This is a genomic window from Bradyrhizobium frederickii (assembly GCF_004570865.1).
GTDB classification, from domain to species: domain Bacteria; phylum Pseudomonadota; class Alphaproteobacteria; order Rhizobiales; family Xanthobacteraceae; genus Bradyrhizobium; species Bradyrhizobium frederickii.
In genome coordinates this window covers 39,525-65,430 of record NZ_SPQS01000019.1, presented here as the reverse complement: position 1 = coordinate 65,430, position 25,906 = coordinate 39,525, and the positions used below count along the sequence as shown (strand labels likewise).

General features: G+C 65.3%; 21 protein-coding genes. 11 read left to right on the top strand and 10 right to left on the bottom strand.

Annotation, left to right across the window (positions count from 1 at the left end; genetic code table 11):
• Positions 1 to 164: 164 nt before the first annotated feature.
• The gene (locus E4K64_RS28300; RefSeq protein WP_135166419.1) at positions 165 to 1,535 is read right to left on the bottom strand and encodes a glutamate--cysteine ligase; all 1,371 of its coding nucleotides are present in this window, start codon (positions 1,533 to 1,535) and stop codon (positions 165 to 167) included.
• A 99-nt stretch (positions 1,536 to 1,634) separates the two neighbouring features.
• Complete coding sequence (locus E4K64_RS28295) at positions 1,635 to 2,132, bottom strand: MarR family winged helix-turn-helix transcriptional regulator (RefSeq protein ID WP_135166418.1); 498 nt, start codon at positions 2,130 to 2,132, stop codon at positions 1,635 to 1,637.
• A 126-nt stretch (positions 2,133 to 2,258) separates the two neighbouring features.
• Between E4K64_RS28295 and gstA the strand changes: the two genes are divergently transcribed.
• Positions 2,259 to 2,873, top strand: a complete 615-nt coding sequence (gene gstA / locus E4K64_RS28290; RefSeq protein ID WP_135166417.1) for a glutathione transferase GstA — start codon at positions 2,259 to 2,261, stop codon at positions 2,871 to 2,873.
• Positions 2,874 to 3,116: 243 nt separating this feature from the next.
• Positions 3,117 to 3,425 (top strand): hypothetical protein, encoded by a 309-nt coding sequence (locus E4K64_RS28285; protein WP_235884805.1) that lies wholly within the window; start codon positions 3,117 to 3,119, stop codon positions 3,423 to 3,425.
• A gap of 351 nt (positions 3,426 to 3,776) precedes the next feature.
• Here E4K64_RS28285 and E4K64_RS28280 read toward each other — a convergent pair whose 3' ends face one another.
• The 4 genes from E4K64_RS28280 to E4K64_RS28265 form a co-directional block, all read right to left on the bottom strand.
• Positions 3,777 to 5,990 carry an FAD-dependent oxidoreductase gene (locus tag E4K64_RS28280; protein ID WP_135166416.1) on the bottom strand — a complete coding sequence of 738 codons (2,214 nt, stop codon included), beginning with the start codon at positions 5,988 to 5,990 and terminating at the stop codon, positions 3,777 to 3,779.
• Between the two features lie 140 nt (positions 5,991 to 6,130).
• Positions 6,131 to 7,339 (bottom strand): acetyl-CoA C-acetyltransferase, encoded by a 1,209-nt coding sequence (locus E4K64_RS28275; protein WP_135166415.1) that lies wholly within the window; start codon positions 7,337 to 7,339, stop codon positions 6,131 to 6,133.
• Positions 7,340 to 7,394: 55 nt separating this feature from the next.
• Positions 7,395 to 9,185 (bottom strand): acyl-CoA dehydrogenase C-terminal domain-containing protein, encoded by a 1,791-nt coding sequence (locus E4K64_RS28270; protein ID WP_135166414.1) that lies wholly within the window; start codon positions 9,183 to 9,185, stop codon positions 7,395 to 7,397.
• A gap of 101 nt (positions 9,186 to 9,286) precedes the next feature.
• The gene (locus tag E4K64_RS28265; RefSeq protein WP_126261056.1) at positions 9,287 to 9,670 is read right to left on the bottom strand and encodes a nuclear transport factor 2 family protein; all 384 of its coding nucleotides are present in this window, start codon (positions 9,668 to 9,670) and stop codon (positions 9,287 to 9,289) included.
• A 205-nt stretch (positions 9,671 to 9,875) separates the two neighbouring features.
• Here E4K64_RS28265 and E4K64_RS28260 point away from each other — a divergent pair, with 205 nt between their 5' ends.
• Complete coding sequence (locus E4K64_RS28260) at positions 9,876 to 10,463, top strand: PadR family transcriptional regulator (RefSeq protein ID WP_135166413.1); 588 nt, start codon at positions 9,876 to 9,878, stop codon at positions 10,461 to 10,463.
• 96 nt (positions 10,464 to 10,559) lie between these two features.
• On the opposite strand, the gene cax is transcribed toward E4K64_RS28260, so the two are convergent.
• Positions 10,560 to 11,660 (bottom strand): calcium/proton exchanger, encoded by a 1,101-nt coding sequence (cax, locus tag E4K64_RS28255; RefSeq protein ID WP_135166412.1) that lies wholly within the window; start codon positions 11,658 to 11,660, stop codon positions 10,560 to 10,562.
• A 92-nt stretch (positions 11,661 to 11,752) separates the two neighbouring features.
• Here cax and E4K64_RS28250 point away from each other — a divergent pair, with 92 nt between their 5' ends.
• The 4 genes from E4K64_RS28250 to E4K64_RS28235 all read left to right on the top strand — a co-directional run bounded on the left by E4K64_RS28250 (position 11,753) and on the right by E4K64_RS28235 (position 17,747).
• Positions 11,753 to 11,959, top strand: a complete 207-nt coding sequence (locus tag E4K64_RS28250; protein WP_488225970.1) for a hypothetical protein — start codon at positions 11,753 to 11,755, stop codon at positions 11,957 to 11,959.
• Between the two features lie 376 nt (positions 11,960 to 12,335).
• Positions 12,336 to 15,725: an SEL1-like repeat protein gene (locus E4K64_RS28245; RefSeq protein WP_167772309.1), complete on the top strand. Its 3,390-nt coding sequence runs from the start codon at positions 12,336 to 12,338 to the stop codon at positions 15,723 to 15,725.
• Positions 15,726 to 16,062: 337 nt separating this feature from the next.
• Positions 16,063 to 16,980, top strand: a complete 918-nt coding sequence (locus tag E4K64_RS28240) for a sulfite exporter TauE/SafE family protein (RefSeq protein ID WP_135166410.1) — start codon at positions 16,063 to 16,065, stop codon at positions 16,978 to 16,980.
• Positions 16,977 to 17,747: a TIGR02186 family protein gene (locus E4K64_RS28235; protein WP_126261053.1), complete on the top strand. Its 771-nt coding sequence runs from the start codon at positions 16,977 to 16,979 to the stop codon at positions 17,745 to 17,747. The genes E4K64_RS28240 and E4K64_RS28235 overlap by 4 nt, the downstream gene beginning before the upstream one ends.
• Positions 17,748 to 17,921: 174 nt before the next feature.
• On the opposite strand, the gene E4K64_RS28230 is transcribed toward E4K64_RS28235, so the two are convergent.
• On the bottom strand, positions 17,922 to 18,833 hold the full coding sequence (locus tag E4K64_RS28230; RefSeq protein WP_135166409.1) for a DMT family transporter: 912 nt from the start codon (positions 18,831 to 18,833) through the stop codon (positions 17,922 to 17,924).
• 108 nt (positions 18,834 to 18,941) lie between these two features.
• Here E4K64_RS28230 and E4K64_RS28225 point away from each other — a divergent pair, with 108 nt between their 5' ends.
• Positions 18,942 to 19,805 carry a LysR family transcriptional regulator gene (locus tag E4K64_RS28225; protein ID WP_135166408.1) on the top strand — a complete coding sequence of 288 codons (864 nt, stop codon included), beginning with the start codon at positions 18,942 to 18,944 and terminating at the stop codon, positions 19,803 to 19,805.
• A 21-nt stretch (positions 19,806 to 19,826) separates the two neighbouring features.
• Here the strand turns inward: E4K64_RS28225 and E4K64_RS28220 are convergent, their stop codons facing one another.
• On the bottom strand, positions 19,827 to 20,060 hold the full coding sequence (locus E4K64_RS28220; protein ID WP_135166407.1) for a hypothetical protein: 234 nt from the start codon (positions 20,058 to 20,060) through the stop codon (positions 19,827 to 19,829).
• Positions 20,061 to 20,245: 185 nt separating this feature from the next.
• On the opposite strand from E4K64_RS28220, the gene E4K64_RS28215 reads away from it, so the two are divergent.
• The 3 genes from E4K64_RS28215 to E4K64_RS28205 all read left to right on the top strand — a co-directional run bounded on the left by E4K64_RS28215 (position 20,246) and on the right by E4K64_RS28205 (position 24,028).
• Entirely contained in the window at positions 20,246 to 22,771 is a 2,526-nt protein-coding gene (locus tag E4K64_RS28215; protein ID WP_135166406.1) for a glycogen/starch/alpha-glucan phosphorylase, read from the top strand.
• A gap of 94 nt (positions 22,772 to 22,865) precedes the next feature.
• A complete protein-coding gene (locus E4K64_RS28210; RefSeq protein ID WP_135166405.1) occupies positions 22,866 to 23,207 on the top strand; it encodes a hypothetical protein in 342 nt (113 codons plus the stop codon).
• Between the two features lie 5 nt (positions 23,208 to 23,212).
• Positions 23,213 to 24,028: an acyl-CoA thioesterase gene (locus tag E4K64_RS28205; RefSeq protein WP_135166404.1), complete on the top strand. Its 816-nt coding sequence runs from the start codon at positions 23,213 to 23,215 to the stop codon at positions 24,026 to 24,028.
• 221 nt (positions 24,029 to 24,249) lie between these two features.
• Here E4K64_RS28205 and E4K64_RS28200 read toward each other — a convergent pair whose 3' ends face one another.
• Complete coding sequence (locus E4K64_RS28200) at positions 24,250 to 25,866, bottom strand: phosphoenolpyruvate carboxykinase (RefSeq protein WP_135166403.1); 1,617 nt, start codon at positions 25,864 to 25,866, stop codon at positions 24,250 to 24,252.
• Between the last annotated feature and the right edge of the window lie 40 nt (positions 25,867 to 25,906).

Below are 25,906 nucleotides of genomic sequence, written 5' to 3'. Positions count from 1 at the left end.
GCCGGTCATTTGATCGCCGCAAACCTGTATGGGCGATGAACGGCTGAACTCCCGATCAGTGTCCTAAAGCATGATCCGGAAAAGTGCGCAGCGGTTTTCCGAAAAGATCATGCTCAAACAACAACCTAAAGCGCGATGACGATTCATCCTAATCGCATCGCGCTTTAGAACGCGTATTCCGCGTAGGCCGGTTCCACCGAGCCCTTCCAGGGACCGTTGAACTTGTCCAACATTTCCTCGGCCGGCGTCCGGCCGGAATCGATGATGCGGTCGAGCGGCTCCAGATGCCGCGTTTCGTCGCGGCCGAGCTGGTCGATCCGTCCCCGCCGGCGCAGGCCGGAATGTGCCAGAACGAGGCATTCCTTGGCGATCTCGAACAGATAGCGATCCTTGATCCGCGCCTTGAAGCCCATGCGCGGCACGTCGTCGCGCAGGGCCTGGCGCTCCTGCGCGGTCCAGTGCTTGACGATCTCCCAGGCCGCATCGAGCGCGACGTCGTCATAGAGCAGCCCGACCCAGAACGCCGGCAGCGCCGGCAACCGGCCCCACGGACCGCCGTCGGAGCCGCGCATCTCGAGATAACGCTTGAGCCGCACTTCCGGGAAGATGGTCGACAGATGATTGGCCCAGTCCGACAGCGTCGGACGCTCGCCGGGAAGGTTGTTGTTGCGGCCGTCGAAGAAGGCGCGGAACGAGGAGCCCGACACGTCGATGTACTCCTCGCCGCGCTTGACGAAATACATGGGCACGTCGAGCGCGTAATCGACATAGCGCTCGAAGCCCATGCCGTCCTCGAACGCCCACGGCATCATGCCCGACCGCGCATTGTCGGTGTCGCGCCAGATCTCGGAGCGGAAGGAGAGGAAGCCGTTCGGCCTGCCTTCGGTGAACGGCGAGTTGGCGAACAGCGCGGTTGCGACCGGCTGAAGCGCCAGCGACACCCGCAGCTTCTTGACCATGTCGGCTTCGGAGGAGAAGTCGAGATTGGTCTGCACCGTGCAGGTCCGGTACATCATGTCGAGGCCGTATTGGCCGACCTTCGGCATGTAATTGGTCATGATCTTGTAGCGGCCCTTGGGCATCATCGGGATCTCGGCGCGCGACCAGGACGGCGTCATGCCGAGGCCGAGGAAGCCGATGCCGAGCGGCGCTGCGATCTCGCGCACCTGTGCAAGATGCGCCATCAGCTCGCTCTGGGTCTGGTGCACGTTCTCGACCGGGGCGCCGGAGAGCTCGAACTGTCCGCCGGGCTCGAGCGAGATCGCACCGCCGCCGGTGACGTCGTAGAGGCCGATGATGTTGCCCTGCTCCATGATCGGCTCCCAGCCGAGCAGGAGCTTCATGCCCTCGAGCAATGCACCGATGCCTCGCGCGCCTTCGTAAGGCACCGGACGGTGGCCTTCGAGCGTGAACGGCGTCTTCTCGTGCTCGGTGCCCATGCGGAATTCGGACGGGTCCTTGCAGCCGGCCTCGAACCACGCCACGAGCTCGTCGCGCGATTGCAACGGCGTCATATCGATCTGGTCTCGCGCCATATCAAACTCTAATCAAAGGCGCTTCGGTCGAATGCGCGCGGGTGACGGGGATGGTCCGCGAACCCACCGGGCGCACGGACGAACGGGTGTGCCGCGCGGTCATCGCGACGGCGTGCTTTCGTTGACGTTGGCGACGGGCGGCAGTTTCATCTCGCCGCAGGAACAGCCCAGGCGGTCGAGCAGATCGCTGAGCTTGACGGCATCGGCATCGGACAGTTTCGAACCGACATATTTCTCGATCGCGGCCGAATAGGCGCTCCACATCCGCTTCTGCAGCTCGCGGCCGGCTTCGGTGATCTCGACGAATTGGCCGCGCTTGTCGATCTTGCATTCGCGCCGGGAGGCGAGGCCCTCGTCGACCAGGCGGTCGATCAGGCGCGAGGTGGAATATTGCGGAATCAGCATCTGCCGTTCGAGCTCCACCGGCCGCAGCTCGCCCGACGGCGCCCGCGACAATTCGAGCAGCGCGTCATACCAGGCCAGCGGCGGGAAACCGGCTCGCTTCAAGTCCTGCTCGACGCAATCGAGCACGCGGCTCTGCACCCGCATCAGGCGGATCCAGGCGGCAGTCGCCTCGGTCGATGGTTTGCGTTTCATGGTCCCGCTCAAGCTCGTCGCCCGTCTCTTACCCCATTTGATGCAGCTGCATCAATCTTGACTATTCCAAGCAGTTGCATGTAATCGCTCTTTCGGCCGAACCAAGCTTCAAGAGAAGGAAATTCCATGAAACTGTACTATTCGCCCGGTGCCTGCTCGCTGTCCCCCCACATCGCGCTCCTGGAAGCCGGCCTGCCCTATGAGCTGGTCAAGGTCGATATTCGGGCCAAGAAGCTCGAAAATGGTGAGGATTATCTGAAGCTGAACCCCAAGGGTCAGGTGCCTGCGCTGGGCCTCGACAGCGGCGAGATCGTGACCGAAGGCCCCGTGATTGTCCAGATGATCGCCGATCAGGCTTCGGCCAAGGCGCTGGCGCCGGCCCACGGCAGTTCCGAGCGCTACAAGCTGCTTGAATGGCTCAACTTCCTCACGTCCGAGGTGCACAAGAGCTTTGGTCCGCTATTCGCGCCGGCCCTGAACGACGAGGCCAAGGCTTTCTTCAAGGACCGCGTCATGGGCAAGCTGAAATATATCGACAGCCAGCTCGCCGGCCGCGACTACCTCATGGGCAAGCAGTTCACGGTGGCCGACGGCTATCTCTTCACGATGCTGACCTGGGCGGACCGGATGAAGTTCGACCTCTCGGCGATGCCGAACCTTGCCGCCTACAAGGCCCGCGTCACGGCGCGGCCGCAGGTGCAGGAAGCACTGAAGAAGGAAGGGCTGGTCCAGGCGAAGTAAGGCGAGACTCAACAGACGAGATGATGGAAGAGCCGGATCGATGATCCGGCTCTTTCTGCTTGAACCGGTTGCGGAAGCCCGGACGTGCGAGATGTCCGGGACATCAATTTTACGAGCATTGTCGGAGTTAACAATAATTCCGCCTTCTGTGCTCTGCGGAGGTTAGCATCGTTGTGACAGCGATGCAGTCGGCTCAAGTTCAGCCATGGACCGCGATACGGACCTGCGAACCGGGAAGCTCTGGTGACAACCATACTCCTGCTCTTGCTCGCGAGCATGATCGCCGGATTATCGACGGGACTCTTCTTCCGGGTCTGGACTCTATTGTTGGTTTCGCCGGCGACCGCGATCCTTGCTGCAATAGTACTTCAGACCTCGGGCTTCGGATTCTGGACGGGCATCCCAATCGTCGTCGCCTGCCTCATTGCCGGCCAGGTCGCCTATCTGGCGGCCACGCTCTACGTGCACAGAGGCGATCTCTCAATGCAGGACGACATCGACGGCGACCCAGGCAAGCGCGGCTATCGCCGCATCGACGATGAGAACGAGTAGGGCCAGGCCGGCCCATGAGGGGATTTTTCTGCGCAGCCTGAAGAGCCTGCGGCGGGGCCACGGCCGCCCCATCGGAGACAGGGGAGCGTATCTTACAGCAACGCCGGCTGCGTTGAGTTGAGACACCGTCGGGATCATTGCGGGACACTTTCAATGCGAATGGCCATCCGTTGGATCCGTTAGCAAGAGCGGTGCCAGCGCGAAGCGAGCGGTCTCGCCGACGAGGCGGTATCAGGCCGCACGATCTCCCCCATTCGGCGATGGAAAACAAAAAGGCCGGATCAATGATCCGGCCTTTCATCTGTGCGTAGCCCGGATGGCGCGCAGCGCAATCCGGGGCTGCGGGCCCCGTCAGGCCGCCGCCTTCTTCGGCGCGAATCGGCCGTAGAAGGTTTCGCCCTTCGCCGCCATCTCCTCGAGCAGTTTCGGCGGGGTGAAGCGCGAGCCGTACTTCGCCTCAAGCTTGTGGCAGAGCTCGACGAACTTCTTCGTGCCCATGAAATCGATGTAGGACAGCGTGCCGCCGGTGAACGGCGCGAAGCCAAAGCCGAGGATCGAGCCGACATCCGCCTCGCGCGGATCGGTGATGACGTGATCCTCGACGGTGCGCGCCGCTTCCACCGCCTGCACCACCAGGAAGCGCTGCTTCAGCTCCTCGACGTCGAGCGTATCGGGGTCGAGTTGCTTCGGCTGCAAGGCCGAGAGGCCCGGCCACAGGCTCTTCTGGCCCTTGCCCTTCTCGGGATAGTCGTAGAAGCCCTTGCTGTTCTTGCGCCCCAGGCGGCCCTGCTTCTCGACCATCTCCACCATCAGCTTCTTCTGATCGGGGTTGATGGCGTTGGGACCGAGATCGGCCTCCGTCGCCTTCATGATCTTGAGGCCGAGGTCGAGCGCGACTTCATCCGAGAGCGAGAGCGGGCCGACCGGCATTCCGGCCATCTTGGCGCAGTTCTCGATCATCGCCGGCGGCACGCCCTCGAGGAACATCTCGTTGCCTTCGGCGACATAACGGCCGACGCAGCGGTTGGCGAAGAAGCCGCGCGAATCGTTGACGACGATCGGCGTCTTGCCGATCTGCCGGACGTAGTCGAGCGCGGTCGCCAGCGCGACGTCGCCGGTGTTCTTGCCGAGGATGATCTCGACCAGCATCATCTTCTCGACCGGCGAGAAGAAGTGGATGCCGACGAACTTGCCCTGGTCCTTGAAGCTCTCGGCCAGCGAGGTGATCGGCAGCGTCGAGGTGTTCGACGCGAAGATCACGTCCGGCTTCAGATATTCCTGCGCCTTGGCGAAGGTCTCGGCCTTGACCTTGCGGTCCTCGAACACGGCCTCGATGACGAGGTCGACGTCCTTCAGCGCCGCATAGTCGGCCGTCGGCGTGATGCGCGCGAGCAGCGCTTCGGCATCCGCAGGCTTGGCGCGGCCCTTCTTGATCTGCTCCTCGATCAACTTCTGCGCGTGCGCCTTGCCCTTGTCGGCGCTCTCCTGGTCGCGATCGATCAGGACGACGTCGAGGCCGGCACGGGCCGAGACGTAGCCGACGCTGGCGCCCATGAAGCCGGCGCCGATCACGGCGATCTTCTTCACCTTGGTCGGGGCAACGTCCTTCGGACGGCGGGCGCCCTTGTTGAGCTCCTGCATCGACAGGAACAGGCTGCGGATCATCGCGGCCGCCTCCTTCGAGCGCAGCACCGAGGTGAAGTAGCGCGACTCGACGCGCAAGCCAGCGTCGATCGGCAGCTGCAAGCCCTCATAGACGCAGCTCATGATCGCGCGCGCGGCCGGATAATTGTCGTAGGTCTCGCGGCGATAGATCGCGTTGCCGGCGGGGAACATCATCATGCCGGCCTTGGAGAACACCGGACCGCCGGGCAGCTTGAAGCCCTTCTCGTCCCAGGGCGCGATCGCCTTGCCGCCGCCCTTGATCCAGTCCTTGGCGGCCTTGATGAGATCGGCGGCCGGAACGATGGCGTGGATCAGGTTCAGCGCCTTGGCCTTCTCGATCGTGACAGGATCGCCCTTGAGCAGGATCGTCATCGCATCCTGCGGCGGCACCAGGCGCGGCACGCGCTGCGTGCCGCCGGCGCCCGGGAACAGGCCAACCTTGACCTCGGGCAGACCGAGGCGGGTCTTGGGATTCTCCGCCGCGACGCGGTAATGGCAGCACAGCGTGATCTCGAAGCCGCCGCCGAGCGCGAGGCCGTTGATCGCGGCCGCCCACGGCTTGCCCGAGGTCTCGATCGAACGCAAAACCTGCGAGAAGCGGCGGCTCTGGTCGAACAGCATCTGGTTCGCCGCGGTCTCGCCCTGCTCCTTGAAGACCTTGGCGTAGGCCTGGTTCATGCCTTCGAGCATCGACAGATCCGCGCCGGCGCAGAACGCTTCTTTCGCCGAAGTGATGACGACGCCCTTCACCGCGGCGTCAGTCGTGGTCGCCTTGACGATCGCATCGAGCTCGTTGGTCGAGGTCTCGTCGAGCACGTTCATGGAACGGCCCGGAATGTCCCAGGTGACGAGCGCGATGCCGTCTGCGTCGGTCTCAACCTTGAAATTCTTGTACGACATGTTGGTTGCTCCTCGGTGCCGCAGCCGATGCCAGGCGCGGCGGTTGATGGGGGTCTCGTAGGGTGGGTTAGCGAAGCGTAACCCACCAACTTTGTTGACGTGGCACGGTGGGTTACGCCTTCGGCTAACCCACCCTACGGCTACACCCGCTCGATGATGGTCGCGGTGCCCATGCCGCCGCCGATGCACAGCGTGACCAGGGCGGTGGACTTGTTGGTGCGCTCGAGCTCGTCGAGCACGGTGCCGAGGATCATCGCGCCGGTGGCCCCTAACGGATGGCCGAGCGCGATGGCGCCGCCATTGACGTTGATCTTGGCGCTGTCGATGTCGAAGGCCTGGATGTAGCGCAGCACGACGGAGGCAAAGGCCTCGTTGAGCTCGAACAGGTCGATGTCCGACTTCTTCATGCCGGAGCGCGCGAACAGCTTCTCGGTGACGTCGACCGGACCGGTCAGCATCATCGCCGGCTCCGAGCCGATATTGGCGAAGGCGCGGATTTTTGCACGCGGCTTCATGCCGTATTTCGTACCCGCCTCCTTGCTGCCGAGCAGCACGGCGCCGGCGCCGTCGACGATGCCGGAGGAATTGCCGGCGTGGTGAACGTAATTGACGCGCTCGATCTCGGGGTGCGACTGAATTGCGACGCCGTCGAAGCCGCCCATCTGCGCCATCATCGTGAACGAGGGCTGCAGCTGCGCCAGCGACTGCATCGTCGTCGACGGACGCATATGCTCGTCCTTGGCGAGGATGGTGAGGCCGTTGATGTCCTTCACCGGCACCACGGACTTGTTGAAGCGGCCCTCGTCCCAGGCCTTGGCCGCGCGCTGCTGGCTCTGCACGGCGTAAGCGTCGACATCGTCGCGCGAGAAGCCGTATTTGGTGGCGATCAGATCGGCCGAGACGCCCTGCGGCATGAAATAGGCCGGCACCGCCATCGAGGGATCCATCGGCCAGGCGCCGCCGGACGCGCCGATGCCGACGCGGCTCATGGATTCGGCGCCGCCGCCGATCACCAGCTCGTGCTGGCCGCTCATCACCTGCGCGGCGGCGAAATTCACCGCATCGAGGCCAGAGGCGCAGAAGCGGCTGATCTGCACGCCCGGAACGGCCTCGCCGAGACCGGCCTTGAGCGCGGCGAAGCGCGCGATGTCGCTTCCGGCCTCGCCAACCGGATCGACCACGCCGAGGATGACGTCGTCGACGGAATCTTCCGGCAGATTGTTGCGGTCCTTCAGCGCCTTCAGCGGCACGGTCGCGAGCGCGAGCGCCGTGACTTCGTGCAGCGCGCCGTCCGCCTTGCCGCGGCCGCGGGGGGTGCGAACGTGGTCGTAGATGAATGCCTCAGGCATGACGCCCTCCTGATGTGATGTTCGATGCGATTGGGAGCGGGCAGCGGAAGCAGGCTCAGAACGCTTCCGCCGGCAATTCCATGATGGTGGCGCAGCCGGCCTGGATGCGCGCGAGATTGGCCGCCGTCTCCGGCAGCATCCGCTCCATGAAGAAACGGCCGGTGACCAGCTTGGTCGAGAGATAGGGCGTTGCCCCGCTCTCGGCAATCTTGGCATTCGTCACCTTGGCCATCTTCGCCCACATGTAGCCGAGCGCGACGAAGCCGAAGAGATGCAGGTAATCGGTTGCGGCGGCGCCGGCATTGTCCGGCTTCGCCATCGCGTTCTGCATCAGCCAGGTGGTGGCCTGCTGGAGATGGCCGAGCGAGGCCGAGAGCGGGGTGATGAACGGCTTCAGCGCCTCGTCGCCGCCGTTCTCCTTGGCGAAGGCCATGACCTCGCCGAAGAAGGCCATGATGGCGCGGCCGCCGTCGCGCGGCAGCTTGCGGCCGACGAGGTCGAGCGCCTGAATGCCGTTGGCGCCTTCATAGATCATCGCGATGCGCGCATCACGCACGAACTGCTCCATGCCCTGTTCGGCGATGTAGCCGTGGCCGCCATACATCTGCTGTGCCTGCACCGCATTGGCGAAGCCGTAGTCGGTCAGGAAGCCCTTCAGCACCGGGGTCATCAGGCCCATGTGGTCGTCGGCGGCCTGGCGATCCTTCGGGTCTTCGGAGCGGTGGGCGACGTCGCTCTTCAGCGCGGTCCACATCACGAAGGCCCGCGCGGCCTCGTTGAAGGCGCGGATCGACAGCAGCGTGCGGCGCACGTCGGGGTGCACGATGATCGGGTCGGCCTGCTTGTCCGGCGCCTTGGCGCCGGTGAGCGAGCGGCCCTGGATGCGCTCGCGGGCATAGGCGACCGCGTTCTGATAGGCCACTTCCGACTGCGCGAGGCCCTGCACGGCGACGCCGAGCCTCGCCTCGTTCATCATCACGAACATGCCCTGCATGCCCTTGTTCTCTTCGCCGATCAGCCAGCCGGTGGCGTTGTCGTAGTTCATCACGCAGGTCGAATTGCCGTGGATCCCCATCTTGTGCTCGAGCGAGCCGCAGACGACGCCGTTGCGCGCGCCGGGCGAACCGTCGGCATTGACCAGGAATTTCGGCACCACGAACAGCGACACGCCCTTGATGCCGGCGGGTGCGCCCTCGACGCGGGCCAGCACGAGGTGGATGATGTTGGAGGCCAAGTCATGCTCGCCGGCCGAGATGAAGATCTTGGTGCCCGTGATCTGGAAGCTGCCGTCCGCCTGGCGCACCGCCTTGGTGCGGAGCATGCCGAGGTCGGTGCCGCAATGCGGCTCGGTGAGGTTCATGGTGCCGGTCCATTCGCCCGCCACCATCTTCGGCACGTAGGTCTGCTTCTGCTCCGGCGAGCCGTGAACGATCAACGCCGCGGTCGCGCCCATGGTGAGGCCGCCATACATCGAGAACGCCATGTTGGCGGAGATCTGGAATTCGTTGACGGCTTGCGAGAGCGTCACCGGCAGGCCCTGGCCGCCATATTCGGTCGGCGCCGACAGGCCGAGCCAGCCGCCCTCGGCGACCTGCTTGAACGCTTCCTTGAAACCCTTCGGCGTGGTGACGGTGCCGTCGTCGGCGCGCTTGCAGCCTTCGAGATCGCCGACGCGGTTCAGCGGCTGCAGCACCTCTTCGGCGAGCTTGGCGGCTTCGCCGAGGATGGCTTCGCGCACGTCGCTCGATGCGTCGGAGAAGCCGGCGAGGTTGTCGTAGCGGTCGATCTGGAAGACGTCGTTGAGCAGGAAGTTCACGTCTTCGACGGGGGCTTTGTAGATCGGCATGGGGTTCTCCCGGCAATGGGCCTTCGAAAGTGGCGATGTCAGTGTTCCTGCGACGCAGCCTTGCCCGCGAGCTTAGCGGGTTCTGCAACCTCAGGGCAGGGTCATGATTGGGCGGCCAGCTGCTCCGCCATCAGGCGGTGCAGCATGTTGATCGCCTTGAGCGGACGCACCATCACCTTGAAATGCGTGATGCGTCCCTCGCTGTCGAACGTGATGATGTCGACGCCGTTGATCTCGATGCCGTCGATCTCGGTCTTGAATTCGAGCACGGCGCCATCGGCGCTCTTCCATTCGCCGACATAGGTGAAGGTCGGGCCGCCGAGCACCTGCTCGGCGCTGGAGAGGTATTTGAAGGTGATGTCGCGGCCGCGCTGCGGCGTGTGGACCACGGGGCTTTCGAACACGGCATCGGGATGCAGGAGATCCCAGAGCGCGGTGCGGTCGTGAGACCTCATGTAGGCATACCAGGAATCGAGGCCGGTCATTCTCAGCTGCCTCCCTAAAGGCCTGGACAAGAAAACGCGAAAACAACCCCATGCACAGTAGCGTGCCGATTGATTCCGCTGGGTTTTTCGGGTCGGATCTTCGGTCCGTCTCCCGCGCACCGCATATGCACATTGACGCATATGCGCCAATGCGCATAAAGTCAAGCGAGTTGGTCGAGGTCGAAGAAGACGAAGGAGGCCGATCATGGCCCTGGGCGACGCAATCCTCGCATGCCTGACGGAACGTCCGATGACGGGCTACGAGCTCGCCAAGACGTTCGATTCCTCGATCGGCTTCTTCTGGAAGGCCGACCATCAGCAGATCTACCGCGAGCTCTCCAAGCTGCGCGACCGCGGCCACATCCAGGGCCGCGAGGTCGTGCAATCGGGCAAGCCCAACAAGCTGGTTTATACGCTCACTCCGGAGGGCCGAACAGCGCTGCGGCACTGGGCCGCGCGGCCAAGCACCCCGCCCTCGATCAAGGACGATCTCCTCGTGCGATTGCATGCGCTCGACAGCATTGACGTCGAGCCCATGCGCACCGACCTGATGGCCCGGCTGGAGCACCACCGCGACCGCCACGCCAATTACGAGCGCATCCTGAAGAAGCGCTTTCCCGACGGCACCGCCGAGGGCCGGCTCGATCTCGGCAATCTGCTCTTGCTCCGCCTTGGGGCCCGGCACGAGCAGATGGTGGCCGACTTTTGCGAAGAGGCGCTGGAGGCGCTGTCGGCCACGAGTGGCAAGGCGACGGTGGTGCCGCTGGAGGAAGGCAAGCGCGAAAAGGGCTAGGCCGCGAACCTCCCCAAAGTCCGTCTGCAGCGACAGCCGACGGACTGTTGCAGAGCGACGAAATGACGCGATGGGACGGCTCCCCTTGAAAAGGCTTCACCCCGTGCTTAGGCCGGTCGGTGGGACCACGTAGAGCGTCAAAGCAAAAATCGCGTAGATGAAGATGAGCAGCGCGCCGATGAACCAGGCCGATCGTCCGCTGCTCGTGATGAAGCTCGCCGTGACGGTCGCGATCATCACCATGGTCACCGCTCCCGGCCAGAACTGCAGGCTCATCGGCGACGGCCCGACGACATAGCTGAGCAACACCAGGGCAGGTGCCACGAACAGCGCGATCTGCGACGCGCTGCCGAGCGCGATGCTGACGCTCATGTCGAGGCGGTCCTTGCGAGCCGCGGAAAAGGCGACCACAAACTCGGCGGCAGCACCGACCAGCGAGACGATGATGAACCCGACAAAGGCCGGGCTCATCCCGAATGTGTCCGCTGCCTTCTGAACCGACTCGACGAAGATCTCGCTGACCACCGCGACGAGCAGCGTGACGACGAGCAGCGTGGCGACCGCGAGCCCAATCGGCCAGTGCGCCTCGCCCTCGCCATGCTCCGCGCTTGCGAAGAGCTCCTTGTGGGTTTTCAGCGAAAACAGCAGACCGAGGCCATACGCAGCAATCAGCAGGACGGCGATGCCGACGCTGAGCTTGTGCATGACTGCCCCTCCCTGCGAGAGGTCGAGGTCGGCCACGGCGGACGGGGCGAGCAGCGCAACCGTCGCCATCAGCAACAGGCCGGAATAGAGCCGCGCGCCGGACCGGTTGAACTCCTGGACATGGTAGCGTAGCCCTCCGATCAGCAGGCAGGCTCCGAGCATGAACAGCACGTTGGTCACGATCGCGCCCGCGATCGAGGCCTTGACGAGTGTGTACTGGCCGGCGCGCAGCGCCGTGATCGCAATGATCAGCTCCGTGAGATTGCCCAATGTCGCATTGAGCAGCCCGCCGACGGCATCGCCGGTCTTGGCGGCAACCGCTTCGGTTGCGTGGCTCAGCAGAGCAGCCAGCGGTACGATGGCAAGCACGGCGAGCACGAACAATAGGGTATGGGAGTGCGGAGCCGCCCTCTCGGCGATCAGCACGGCAGGCACGAAGACGAGCATCCAGAGCAATGGGGTCTGCCTGATTTCCTTCAGCAAAGGTTGCATGGTGCCTGCCCCGGACCGGGTGCGTTGGCTCAAAGTCCGGTCCGGCGTGGGACAGGCGTTGATCTGGCTCAACATTCGCCAGGACGTCGCCACTGCGCATCCGCAACCCTGGCATCAATCGGCACGGCACCGCCGCGGGCCGGCTCGATCTCGGCAATCTGCTCCTGCTCCGCCTTGGGGCCCGGCACGAGCAGATGGTGGCCGACTTCTGCGAAGAGGCGCTCGCTGCGCTGTCGGCGATGAGCGGCAAGGCGACCGTGGTGCCGCTGGACGAGGGCAAGCGCGAGGGGAAGGGCTGAGCGGGTTGGCGCTGCTCGAGACCCTCGCCACACCGACGGTGTCATGCCCCGCGAAGGCGGGGCATCCAGTACTCTGAGACGGCGCGGCTGGAATCGAGCCGCCGCGGCGTACTGGATCGCCCGCCTTCGCGCGCGATGACGGCGAAGTGTGAGGCGACTATAGGTCGCAAAGGATACCGCCCCCGCCGCCGCCCGGTTCCGCCGCCCAACTTTAAGACACCCGCGCCGCGTTCCTTAACTCGTTATTTACCGTAACAGGAAAAAGTCGGTTTACGAGGCAGACGACCCGCGCCAAATTCGATTGTCTTTACAACCGGCACGCGTGGGGAGGCTGGAGGCGCCGGGTGGGGCGCCGGAGTCGGAACCGGACAGAGTCATGAATTCGCGCGTATCGTGGAGTGTGGACGGCATCGATCCATCCGTCAGGGAGCGGGCCGAAGCTGCTGCGCGTCGCGCGGGCATGTCGCTGAACGATTGGCTGAACTCCACGCTCGGCGACACCGCGCCACCCAACTTTCGCGGCCCTTACGACCAGCGTCCGCAAGCCCCACAAGCCCCCCACGTTCCGAGCCAGGAGAGCCGCGAAGTCGCTGACATCCACCAGCGGCTCGACGCGATCACCCAGCAGATCGAACGGATTTCAAAGCCGGCGCCGCGTCAGGACTCGTCGAGACCGGATGTCTCGCGCGAGCAGGGCGTCGCACGCCAGCTCAACGACGCGATCTCGCGGCTCGATGCGCGGTTGTCGCAAATCTCCCGCCCGCCGCAGCCTCAGGCGCCGCGGCCTGCACCTGCGCCCTCACCCGTCGAGACGCGCCAGCGCCAGGCCGATGCGGTCGAGCGTGCGGCAGCTCAAGTCTATCGCAACGCCCCGCCCTTGAGCCCGGCTTCGTTCGACGTCGCCGTCGCCGAGATCACCGCGCGCCAGAGCGAGCTCGACGGTTTTGCGCCGAGGCAGATGCCGCCGCGCGCCGCACCGTCGATTGCGCCTTCGGCTGCTCCTTACGTACCTCCGATGGCGCCGCCCGCGCCTGCTTATGCTCCACCCCCGCCGGGGCCGGATTTCTCCTCGCTCGAGCGCCATCTGCTCAAGATCACGAGCCAGATCGAATCGCTGCAGCGCCCCGACAATACCGAGCAGGCGATCAACGCCTTCCGCAGCGAGCTTGCCGATATCCGCACCGCCATCACCGAGGCGATGCCGCGGCGCGCGATCGAATCGATCGAGAACGAGATCCGCTCGCTGCATCGGCGCATCGACGAGACGCGGTCCAACGGCACCGACGGCCAGGTGCTGTCGGGCATCGAGCACGCGCTGTCCGACATCAAGCAGGTGCTGCGCACGCTGACGCCGGCCGAGCAGCTCACCGGCTATGACGAGGCGATCCGCAATCTCGGCGCCAAGCTCGATCTGATCCTGCGCGCCAATGACGATCCCTCGACGGTGCATCAGCTCGAGAGCGCGATCGCGGCGCTGCGCGGCATCGTCTCCAACGTCGCCTCCAACGAAGCGCTGGCCCGCCTGTCCGAAGACGTGCAGCTGCTGTCGTCCAAGGTCGACCAGGTCACCCGCGCCTCCGGCCAGGGCGACAGCTTTGCGGTGCTGGAGCAGCGCATCGCCGCGCTCACCGCGGCGCTGGAAACCCGCGAGCGGCCGCAGCCGTCCGAAAGCACCGAGCATCTGGAAGCCGCGATCCGCGCGCTGTCGGACCGTTTCGACCGCATGCAGGTCGGCAACGATTCCGCCTCGACCTTCGCGCATCTCGAACAGCGCGTCTCGTACCTGCTGGAGCGGATCGAAGCCGCCTCCGACCCGCGCAACGGCAATCTGAGCCGCGTCGAGGACGGGCTGCACGACATCCTGCGGCACCTGGAGCGGCAGCAGGCGACTTATTCCGCGCTGGCCGAGAGCCGCAATTCGGCCCCCATCGATTCCGGCGTGGTCGATCTGGTCAAGCGCGAACTGTCCGACATCCGCTTCAGCCAGGTCGAGACCAACCGCAGCACCCAGGACTCGCTCGACGCCGTCCATAGCGCGCTCGGCCATGTCGTCGACCGCTTGTCCATGATCGAGGGCGATCTGCGCGCGGTGCGTACGGCGCCGCCGGCCGCCGCGCCGCAGCCGATGGCCATGCCGATGGCTGCTTCCATGGAGCCCGCGCCTGTCGCGCGCGAGCCGCGGCCGCAAGCACAGCAGCCGAAATACGATCCGAAGCCCGAGCTGCCGAATCCCGCCGCGGCGCAGAACGCGCAAGCCGCCTTCGTCGCCGCGCCGCGTGAATTCCATGCCGCTGCCCCCGCCGCGCCGCCGCCGGTGCCGCCGCGTGCGATCAGCGAGATCCTTGAGCCGCATACGGCGCCCGCCCGCGCCGCGCTCGCACCGGAATTGCCGCCGGATCATCCGCTCGAGCCGGGGACACGGCCGGGTGGACGCGCCGCCACGCCGTCGGAGCGCATCGCCGCCTCCGAGAGCGCGATCAGCGGCATTCCTGCGGCTGCGAAAGAGCCGGTCTCGTCGTCGAGCTTCATCGCGGCCGCCCGCCGCGCCGCCCAGGCCGCCGCCGCGCAGCCGGAAAAACCGGCGCGCGGCGCCAAGGCCGGCGCCGATCGCGCCAAGGACAAGGGCAAGGAGGGCGGTTCGACCATCACCTCGAAGATCCGCTCGCTGCTGGTCGGCGCGAGCGTGGTCGTGATCGTGCTCGGCACCTTCAAGATGGCGATGAACCTGCTTGACGGCAGCCCGCCGCCGGCGCCGCAGGCCATGGACAATACCTCCAGCCAGCCCGCGCCGCAGGCCCCGTCGCCACCGCCGGCGATCGAGAACAAGCCAGCCACGCCCGAGCAGGTCACGCCCTCGATGACCTCGCCGACGCCGATCGGCCGGCAATCCCAGAACAATTCCGCGCCGGCGCCCGCCGGCAACTCGGCCTCGGTTGAAATTCCGCCGGCGCCCGCCGCAGCGGTGCCGCCGCCGGCCGCGAACAGCGACGTCACCGGCGCGCTGTCGGGCTCGAGCCGCGCCAGGCTCGGCCTGATCCAGGTGCCGCCGAGCGAGAAGCTGCCCGACGGCATCGGTGGCCCCGCCTTGCGCAGCGCCGCGATGAAGGGCGATCCGACCGCGGCCTACGAGATCGGCTTGCGCTTTGCCGAGGGCAAGGGCGTTGCGACCAACTACGACGAAGCCGCCAAATGGTACGACCGCGCGGCACAGGCCGGCGTCGTGCCCGCGACCTTCCGGCTCGGCACGCTCTATGAGAAGGGCTTGGGCGTGAAGAAGGACGCCGACATCGCCCGCCGCTACTACACCCAGGCCGCCGAGCGCGGCAACGCCAAGGCGATGCACAATCTCGCGGTGCTCGATGCCGACGGCGGCGGACGCGGCGCTAACTACAAGAGCGCGGCGCAGTGGTTCCGCAAGGCCGCCGATCGCGGCGTGGCCGACAGCCAGTTCAACCTCGGCATCCTCTATGCTCGCGGCATCGGCGTCGAACAGAACCTCGCCGAGTCCTACAAATGGTTCAGCCTGGCGGCCGCGCAGGGCGACGCGGACGCGTCCGGCAAGCGCGACGACGTCGCCAAGCGGCTCGACCCGCAATCGCTCGCCGCCGCCAAGCTCGCGATCCAGACTTTCAGCGCCGAGCCGCAGCCGGATGATGCGGTCAATGTTCCGGCCCCGAACGGGGGCTGGGACAGCGCGCCGCAGGCAAGCGCCAAGCCCGCGCCGAAGCCGGTCGCGGCGAAGCGCTCGGCATCGGCGGCGCATTAGACGCGCAGCATCAGATCGAACCAAGCGAGCCACGTGCTCGGTGCACCTCTCCCGCTTGCGGGAGAGGTCGCGGAGCGAAGCGAGGCGGGTGAGGGCTCTCGCCTCTTGGAGGTTCTCGCTGGAGGAGACACCCTCTCCCCAACCCTCCCCCGCAGGCGGGGGAGGGAGCGCACCTCCGTCGTCGCAGGCATCCCACGTTCGTCGCACCCATTCACCACGCCCGAAATTCCCGGTCCCTCCGGCCCGTAAATTCCGCTATTGAGGGGCGCGGCAATCGTTCCGACCGTCCGGCGGGCATTTGCGCAATCGATCCATCTCGCCGGAGCGTGGTCCTTCGATGCAGCTTTATCTCCCGATCGCCGATCTTCCCGTCAACGTCATCCTGGTGCTGGCGATGGGTGCCGCGGTCGGTTTCGTCTCGGGCATGTTCGGGATCGGCGGCGGCTTCCTGATGACGCCGCTGCTGATCTTCATCGGCATCACGCCCGCGGTCGCGGTCGCCTCGGTTACCAGCCACATCGCAGCCTCCTCCTTTTCCGGCGCGCTGTCCTATTGGCGGCGGCGCGCGATCGATCCGGCGCTGGCGAGCGTCCTGCTCTGCGGCGGCGTGACCGGCACGGCGCTCGGCGTGTGGACCTTCACCCAGCTGCGCGCGCTCGGCCAGCTCGATCTGATGATCGCACTCTCTTACGTGGTGCTGCTCGGCACCGTCGGCAGCCTGATGTTCTCGGAAGGCCTGCGCGCCCTGATGCGGACCCGGCGCGGCGCGTTGCCGCCGCGGCGCACGCACAACTGGATCCACGGCCTGCCGCTGAAGATGCGGTTCAAGCGCTCGAAGATCTATCTCTCGGTGATCCCCGTGGTGGTCGTCGGCATCATGATCGGCTTCATCGGCGCCATCATGGGCATCGGCGGCGGCTTTATCCTGGTGCCGATCATGATCTATCTCCTGCGGGTGCCGACCTCGACGGTGATCGGAACCTCGATGGTGCTGACCCTCGTCACCATGCTGTTCGCGACCTTGCTGCATGCGGTGACCAATCACCTCGTCGACGCCGTGCTGGCGCTGATTCTGATGGTCGGCGGCGTCACCGGCGCGCAGTTCGGCGTCCGCGCCGCGCAGAAGATCCGCGGCGAGCAGCTGCGCCTGCTGCTCGGCTTGCTCATCCTCTCGGTCGGCATCCGCTTCGCGATCGAGCTGGTGATCCAGCCCGCAGATCTCTTCACCATCCGCGAGCTGGGAGTAAGCGGATGAGACGCGCAGCGCTCGCATTCCTGCTCGTCCTGCTGCTCGGCTCGGCCGCGCGCGCCGAGCGGCTGATCGTGTCGGTCTCCAACCACCGCGTCACGGTGACACCGAACTATTCCGGCGAGGAGCTGGTGCTGTTCGGCTCGGTGGAGAAGGATGCCACCACGCCCGCTGATCGCACGACCTACGATCTCGTCGTCACCGTGATGGGCCCGCGCGCCGACATGGTGACGCGGCGGAAGGAACGTACCTTCGGGATCTGGATCAACACCGACTACCGGCAGTTCCTGCAGGTGCCGAGCTATCTGGCGCTGTTCGCCAACCGTCCGTTCGAAACTATCACCTCGCCCGAGATCGCGCGGCGGCAGCAGATCGGGCTGAACAACGTGCTGCTGATGCAGCGCGTCAGCGGCGATTTTGCCGACGTGGTGCCGAACGACGCGTTCCGCTCGGCCTTCATCCGCCTGCGCACCCAGCGCGGGCTCTATCGCGAAGATGGAAGCGCCGTCACGTTCCTGACGCCGACACTGTTCCGCACCGGCATTCCGCTGCCGGCGGAAGTGCCGATCGGCACCTATGAGGTGGAGATCAAGCTGTTTGCGAACGGCGCGTTCATCGCCAAGACCGAGACCGCGTTCGAGATCGTCAAGGTCGGCTTCGAGCAGTTCGTCGCCACCACCGCAAGGCAGAACGGGCTGCTCTACGGCCTCGTCACCGCCGCGATGGCGCTGATGTCGGGATGGATGGCGTCGATCGTGTTCCGGAAGGATTAGTCCACGCGTTCATTCTGGGCGCGTCACTCTCTCCGCTCGTCATCGCCCGGCTTGACCGGGCGATCCAGTATTCCAGAGGCCTTCGTCGGAGAGCTCGCTCTCACAACAACCGCCGCGGCGTACTGGATGCCCCGGTCAAGCCGGGGCATGACAGTTGAGGTTGTGGCGCCCTGCTCACGACGCCGCCTTCGCCGGCCGCGTCACCAGATAGATCCCGAGTGCGACAGGAATAATGCCGAGCAGATCGCGCGCCTCGACGTGCTCGCCGAGGACGAGATACGCGAACAGCATGCCGAGCGGCGGCATCAGGAAATGATAGGCGCTGGCGGCAGTGGCCCCGCACACTTTCAGGAGATGGAACCAGAGCCAATAGGCGAGGATCGAGCCGCCGAGCACGAGGAAGGCAAAGGCGCCGATCAGGCTCGGTGTGACGTCGATCGCATGGATGTCGGCGAAGATGAGCGCGACCGGCGTCAGTGCGATGCCGGCAGCCAGGTTCTGCACGCCATTGCCGATCCACAACGACCCTTTCGGCGCGAGCAGCTTGAACAGGATGGTGCCGGCGACGAGCGAGGCCAGCGAGGCCAGCGTGAAGACGATGCCGTGCAGCGAGTCCGTGCCGACCGAGAGACGATGCCACACGATCGCCGTCACGCCGATGACGCCGAGCAGCAGGCCGCCGGCCTTGCGCCAGGTCATGCCCTCGCCGAGCAGCAGCGCGGCGAGCGCCGCGGTGAATACCGGATTGGCTGAGACGATCAGGCCGCCGAGGCCGGCGGAGACCGATTGCAGGCCGGTGTAGCCGAGGCCGAGATAGAGCGCGTTGTTGGCGATGCCGAGCACGGCGAAGATCGCGGCATCGCGCCAGGAGAGCGACCAGGCCTCGCCGCGGATCAGCGTTGCGCCCAGGATCAAAATGCCGGCGAGCGAGAAGCGCGCGGCGAGCAGGATCAGCGGCGGGCAATGGGTGACCCCGATCTTGCCGGCGACGAAGGCGTAGCTCCAGAGCAGGCAGAACAGGCCGATGGCGAGTGGCAGCGTGTTGAAGCGGGTGCTTGGGGCCGAAATCGAGGGAGCGAGCGACATGAGGGCTCTCGGATGTTTTTCTTCTGGCCCTCGATCTAGGGACGTCGCTTGTCATTTGGAAATTAAATGATTAACTTGAGATCAGTGGATTTTTAAATGGAAGCGGCGATGTTGGATCTTGAGCTGCTGCGCAGCTTCGTCTCGGTGGTCGAGGCCGGCGGCTTCACCCGCGCCGGTGCACGCGTCCATCGCACGCAGTCGACCGTGAGCCAGCAGATCAAGCGGCTGGAGGACGACATCGGCCAGGTGCTGCTGCATCGCGACGGCAAGAGCGTGCGGCCGACCGAGGCCGGCGAGCGGCTGCTCTCCTATGCGCGCCGGCTGCTCTCGCTGGCCGAGGAGGCGCGCGACGTGTTGCGCCAGCCGGATGGCGAAGGCGCGGTCCGGCTTGGCATCCCCGAGGATTTCGCGGCGTACCGGCTGGCCAAGCTATTGGGCGCGTTCGCGCGCTCGCATCCCGGCCTGCGGCTCGACGTGCGGGCCGACCAGAGCAAGCATCTGGCGCGCGATCTCGAGCGCGGCGAGCTCGACCTTGCGCTCTTCAAGCGCGAGGCCGGCGCGAACGGCGCAATCGCGGTGTGGCCGGAACGGGTGCACTGGGTCACCAGCAAGAGCCATCCGATCGACGTCGACGTTCCCTCGGTACCGTTGATCGGCTTTCCGCTCGGCTGCATCTACCGCGCCGGGGCGATCCATGCGCTGGAAAGCGCGGGCCGCGCCTGGCACACCGCCTATACCTCGTCGAGCCTAGCCGGCATCCAGGCCGCGGTCGCCGCCGGCATGGGGCTGAGCATCCTGTCGGAGATGTCGATCCAGTCCGACCACCGCGTGCTGACGGCGAAGGAAGGTTTTGCGCCGATCAACAAGACCGAGGTTGCACTGATGGCGGCGCCGGATGCGAGCCCGGCCACGCTGCGGCTTGCGGATCGTCTCGCCGAATTTTGCGATGCGGTGCAGGCGAAGGCGGCTTGAGCCCGCTGGAGGTCAGGGCGCTCATTTCGCCGCAGACATCAGTTTGTCGCCGCACGCATTCGCGTAGAACTTGCCGCCGCATTGGCGCTTGATCGCAGCGCAGCGAGCTGCGGGCGACGCCTTTTGCGGGACCGTGAAGCCGCAGCTGAGGCCATCGGCGCTGCGGCCGGATGTGCCGGCGGCAAACGCCGCGCTGGAGGCGCTGATGCAGACGACGAGCAGGGCTGCAGCGACGATTTCAATCAACAGTCTCATGATCGTCTCCTCTCCACACTGATGGCTGAATTCTTTCGTAATCTAGCACTAAATCCCGGTTTCTCCGTGCTGGCCCGGGTTCCCAACTCGGCCCGTTCCTTGCATAAATTAGCGCCACGCACCGCACGGCCACAGTTCCAGTGCAAGGGCACGACGCGTAGATTGGTAAGAGTTCGACCTAGGAAATGACGGCTTTGCAGGATTCATCGTTCCAGACCAGTTTTCCGGCCCCGGGGCAGCCCATCGACGAACTCGCGCTGGCTGAGATCAAGGGCGCGATCCTGGCGAAGCTGCGGCTTGCCATCGGCAAGGATGCCGGCATGGCGACCAAGCACGACTGGTACCAGGCCGCGGCGCTGGCGCTGCGCGACCGCATCGTGCATCGCTGGCTCACCGCGGAGAAGCACAGCTACGACGCCGGCCGCAAGCGCGTCTATTATCTCTCGCTCGAATTTTTGATCGGCCGCCTGTTCAGCGACGCGCTCAACAATATGGGCCTGCTCAAGGTCTTCGAGGTCGCGCTCGGCGATCTCGGCGTCTCGCTGCCGGAGCTGCGCAAATGCGAGCCGGACGCGGCGCTCGGCAATGGCGGCCTCGGCCGTCTCGCCGCCTGCTTCATGGAGAGCATGGCGACGCTGTCGATCCCCGCGATCGGCTACGGCATCCGCTACGATTACGGCCTGTTCCGCCAGATCATCAACCAGGGCTGGCAGCAGGAATATCCGGACGAATGGCTGAGCTTCGGCAATCCCTGGGAATTGCAGCGGCCCGAGGTGATCTACGACATCAATTTCGGCGGCGGCGTCGAGCATGTCGACGACAGGGGCCGCGACCGCGCGATCTGGCATCCCGCCGAGACCGTGCAGGCGATCGCCTATGACACGCCGATCGTCGGCTGGCGCGGCCAGCACGTCAACGCGCTGCGGCTGTGGTCGGCGCGCTCGCCCGATCCGCTCAAGCTGGATGCCTTCAACAAGGGCGATTATGTCAGCGCCAGCGCCGAGCAGTCGCGCGCGGAGGCGATCTGCAAGTTCCTCTACCCGAACGACGAGAGCCCGGCGGGCCGCGAGCTGCGGCTGCGCCAGGAATATTTCTTCGTCTCGGCCTCGCTGCAGGATCTGGTGAAGCGGCATCTCGCCTCCGACGGCCAGCTGCGCAGCCTCGCGAGCAAGGTCGCGGTGCAGCTCAATGACACCCATCCGAGCCTTGCCGTCACCGAGCTGATGCGAATCCTGGTCGATCTGCACAATTTTCGCTGGGACGAGGCCTGGAAGATCACCGTCGCCACGCTCTCCTACACCAACCACACGCTGCTGCCCGAGGCGCTGGAGACATGGCCGGTCGAGCTGTTCGAGCGGCTGCTGCCGCGGCACCTCGAGATCATCTACCGCATCAACGTGCAGCACCTGGCGCTCGCCGAGGCGCGCTGCCCCGGCGATATCGACTTCCGCGCCTCGGTCTCGCTGATCGACGAGAAGAGCGGGCGCCGCGTGCGCATGGGCCAGCTCGCCTTCGTCGGCTCGCACCGCATCAATGGCGTCTCGGGGATGCATTCCGACCTGATGCGCGAGACCGTGTTCCACGACCTCAACCATCTCTATCCCGGCCGCATCACCAACAAGACCAACGGCATCACCTTCCGCCGCTGGCTGATGCTGGCGAACCCGAAGCTGACCGATCTGTTGCGCGAGACCTGCGGCGAGGCCGTGCTCGACGATCCGACCCAGCTCAGCCTGATCGAGGCGCGCGCCAGCGACGTCGAGTTCCAGAAGAAATTCCGCAGCGTCAAGCACCACAACAAGGCGGCCCTGGCGCGCCTGATCGGCGAGCGGCTCGGCATCAAGGTCGATCCGAGCGCGCTGTTCGACGTGCAGATCAAGCGCATCCACGAATACAAGCGCCAGCTGCTCAACGTCATCGAGACGGTCGCGCTGTACCAGGCGATCAAGGACGATCCCAACGGCAATTGGGTGCCGCGGGTGAAGATCTTCGCCGGCAAGGCGGCGGCGAGCTACCGTTACGCCAAGCTGATCATCAAGCTGATCAACGATGTCGCCGAAATCGTCAACAACGATCCCACGATCGCCGGCAAGCTCAAGGTCGTGTTCCTGCCCGACTACAATGTCAGCCTCGCCGAGGTGATCATTCCCGCCGCCGACCTCTCCGAGCAGATCTCGACGGCGGGCATGGAAGCATCCGGCACCGGCAACATGAAGCTGGCGCTCAACGGCGCCATCACCATCGGCACGCTCGACGGCGCCAATATCGAGATCCGCGACCATGTCGGCGCGGAGAACATCGCGATCTTCGGCATGGAGGCCGGCGACGTGATGATCCGCCGCAAGCAGGGGCTCGACGCCTCCGACGTGATCCGCAGTTCGCCGAAGCTGCAGCGCGCCATCAACGCGATTGGCGCCGGCGAGTTCTCGCCCGGCGATCCCGGCCGCTTCGAATCCATCGCGCACGCGCTGCGCTATCTCGACCATTACATGGTCAGCGCCGATTTCGATTCCTATTACGAAGCGCAACGCGCGGTCGATGCGCGCTGGCAGGTGGCGCCGGCCTGGACCCGCGCCTCGATCCTCAACGTCGCGCGCATGGCCTGGTTCTCCTCCGACCGCACCATCCGCGAATATGCCGAGGAGATCTGGAACGTGCCGGTGAATCCGACCACGCCGCTGCTGCCGAATTTGCGCGACGCTGCGGGCTGATTTTCCGCGAGGTGAAATCGCTACCCCCGAGGTAATTGCTTTGGCAGGATAGCCGTCATATGACGGTTTGAGCTTTCTCAAGCCGGAGTTGATCGTGCCTGTCGGTGAGTATACGAGCCCGGATGGGCAGCTTCGATTGCTCGTCATATGTCCTGACGGGGACTGGACGCTGGGTTTCGACGGCTTCCCCTGGCACACGCACGGCAGCATCCTTGCCAGTCTTTCTGGGAAGGATGAGGAGACCGCCATCAACGACTTCGTTGCCGATCTAAAGAGCGGCGAACGCGTCATCGCAATGAAGCGCATAAGCGGCTCGGTGGCGGATGTCTGGGTCACAGACGATCCGGCAGACGATCTTGCGAGTTCGCAAAAATATGGCCTCGATGATGAGTCGATGGAATTTCGTCTTTGGGACGGAAGCGTAGTGAAGGTCTAGTTCCCATGCACGCCAAGCTCCCGCACCCGTTCGACGAAGCCACCCGCATCACCGCCGGTGACTCCAGCTGGCAGGGGCACACCAGCGACGATTACTGGGCCTTTGTCGGCCCGTTCGGCGGCGCCACGGCCGCGACAATCTTGCGTGCGCTGATCGAGCATCCGCAACGCGCCGGCGATCCGCTGGCGCTCACCGTCAATTACTGCGCGCCGATCGCCAAGGGACCGTTTGACCTGGACGTGCGGCTGGTCAAGGCCAACCGCTCCAGCCAGCACTGGAGCGTCGAGCTCAGCCAGGGCGGCGGCGAGGTCGCAACCCTCGCCACCGCGGTGTTCGCCGAGCGGCGACCGTCCTGGGAGCACCGGGTGGCGCAATATCCGGATGCAAAGCCGTTCGAGGAGACGATGCCGTTTCCGAAGATCGCGGCGTCCTGGGCCAATCAGTATGAACTCCGCTTCGTCGAGGGCGAGATGCGGATCGGCCCGCAGCAGGCGGAGCCCGCCAGCACCTATTCGAAGATCTGGATCAGCGACCGCACGCCGCGCAAGCTCGACATGCTGTCGCTGATGTCGATGTCAGACGCCTTCTTCGGCCGCATCTTCCATGCAAGGCGCGAGCTGGTGCCGTTCGGCACGGTGTCGCTGACGACCTATTTCCACACCGACAGCGAGGAGCTCGCGGCCGAAGACATCGCCCGCGTGCTGGCGACGGCGGATTCCAAGATCATGCACAAGAGCTACGCCGACCAGAACGCCGAGCTGTGGTCGCCGAACGGCCGGCTGCTCGCGACCACGACGCAGATCGCGTATTTCAAGGCCTGAGGTGTCGTCCCCGCGAACGCGGGGACCCATAACCACAGGGAGAAGTTTGACGAAGATTCGGAGTGATCATTCTTCGCCGGTACTTGCTCTGCACCCCCTCGATAGATCACGCGGTATGGGTCCCCGCGTTCGCGAGGACGACACCGGTTGTGTGGCCAGTGACGTGCCCACAAACAAAAAGGGCGGCCCTGCGGCCGCCCTTTTCGTTGAAGACAGAGCGACTACTCCGCCGCGAGCTTCACGTCCGGCGCGGCGGCACGCACGTCGGCGTCGACCTGGGCTTCGAACTTGGCGAAGTTCTTCTGGAACATGCCGACCAGCGCGCGGGCGGTCTTGTCGAACTCCTCCTTGTCCTTCCAGGTGTTGACCGGGTTGAGGATTTCGCTGGGCACGCCGGGCAGCGCGGTCGGGACCGCGAAGCCGAAATACTTGTCGGTGCGGAATTCGACGTTGCGCAAGCTTCCGTCGAGCGCGGCGGTGAGCAGCGCGCGGGTCACCTTGATCGGCATGCGGCTGCCTGTGCCGTACTTGCCGCCGGTCCAGCCGGTGTTGACCAGCCAGCAATCGACATTGTGCTGGGCGATGAGGTCGCGCAGCATGTTGCCGTAGACGGAGGGGTCGAGCGGCAGGAAGGGCGAACCGAAGCAGGTCGAGAATTCCGGCTGCGGCTCGTTGCCGAGACCGCGCTCGGTGCCCGCGACCTTGGCGGTGTAGCCGGACAGGAAGTGATACATCGCCTGCGCCGGCGACAGCTTGGCGATCGGCGGCAGCACGCCGAAGGCGTCGGCGGCGAGCATCACCACGTTCTTCGGCTGCGGCGCGCGGCCGGTGCGCGAGGCGTTCGGGATGAAGTCGAGCGGATAGGCCGAGCGCGTGTTCTCGGTCTTGGAGCCGTCGTCGAAATCAACGACGCGGGTGTCCTCGTCGAGCACGCAATTCTCGAGCACCGCGCCGAAGCGGGTCGAGGCCGCGTAGATCTCGGGCTCGGCTTCCTTCGACAGCTTGATGCACTTGGCATAGCAGCCGCCCTCGAAATTGAAGACGCCGTTCGGCCCCCAGCCGTGCTCGTCGTCGCCGATCAGCGTGCGGTTGGGATCGGCCGACAGCGTGGTCTTGCCGGTGCCTGACAGCCCGAAGAAGATCGCGGTGTCGCCCTTGGCGCCGACATTGGCCGAGCAGTGCATCGGCATCACGTCGCGCTCGGGCAGGTAATAGTTCAGCGTGGTGAAGACCGACTTCTTCATCTCGCCGGCATAATAAGACCCGCCGATCAGGACGATCTTGCGGGCGAAATCGATCGCGACCACGTTCTCCGAGCGCACGCCGTGGCGTTTAGGATCGGCGCGGAAGCTCGGCATGTCGATGATGGTGAGCTCCGGCACGAAGGTCGACAGCTCGATCGCCTCGGGGCGGATCAAGAGCGTACGGATGAACAGCGAGTGCCAGGCAAGCTCGGTGAAGACGCGCGTCTTGATCCGGTAGGCGGGGTCGGCACCGCCGTAGAGATCCTGCGCGAACAGCTTCTTGCCTTCGGCGTGCTTGAGGAAATCCTGATAGAGCGTCTCGAACTGCTCTGCGGTGATGGACTGGTTGCCGGCCCACCACATCTTCTTGTCGGTGGTGGCGTCACGCACCGTGAACTTGTCCTTCGGGCTGCGCCCGGTGAACTCGCCGGTGTCGGCGCAGAGCGCGCCGTCAGCAGACAGCACCGCCTCGCCCGCCGCGAGCGAGTATTGATAAAGTTGCGGCGCACCGAGGTTCCAGTGAACCTTCTTGAGATTCTTTAAGCCGAACTTGTCGACGCCGAAGGCACCGTTGCGCACGCCCGTCTCTTGCACGAAAAAATCCTCCTAGAACCCACGACATTCAGCGGACCAA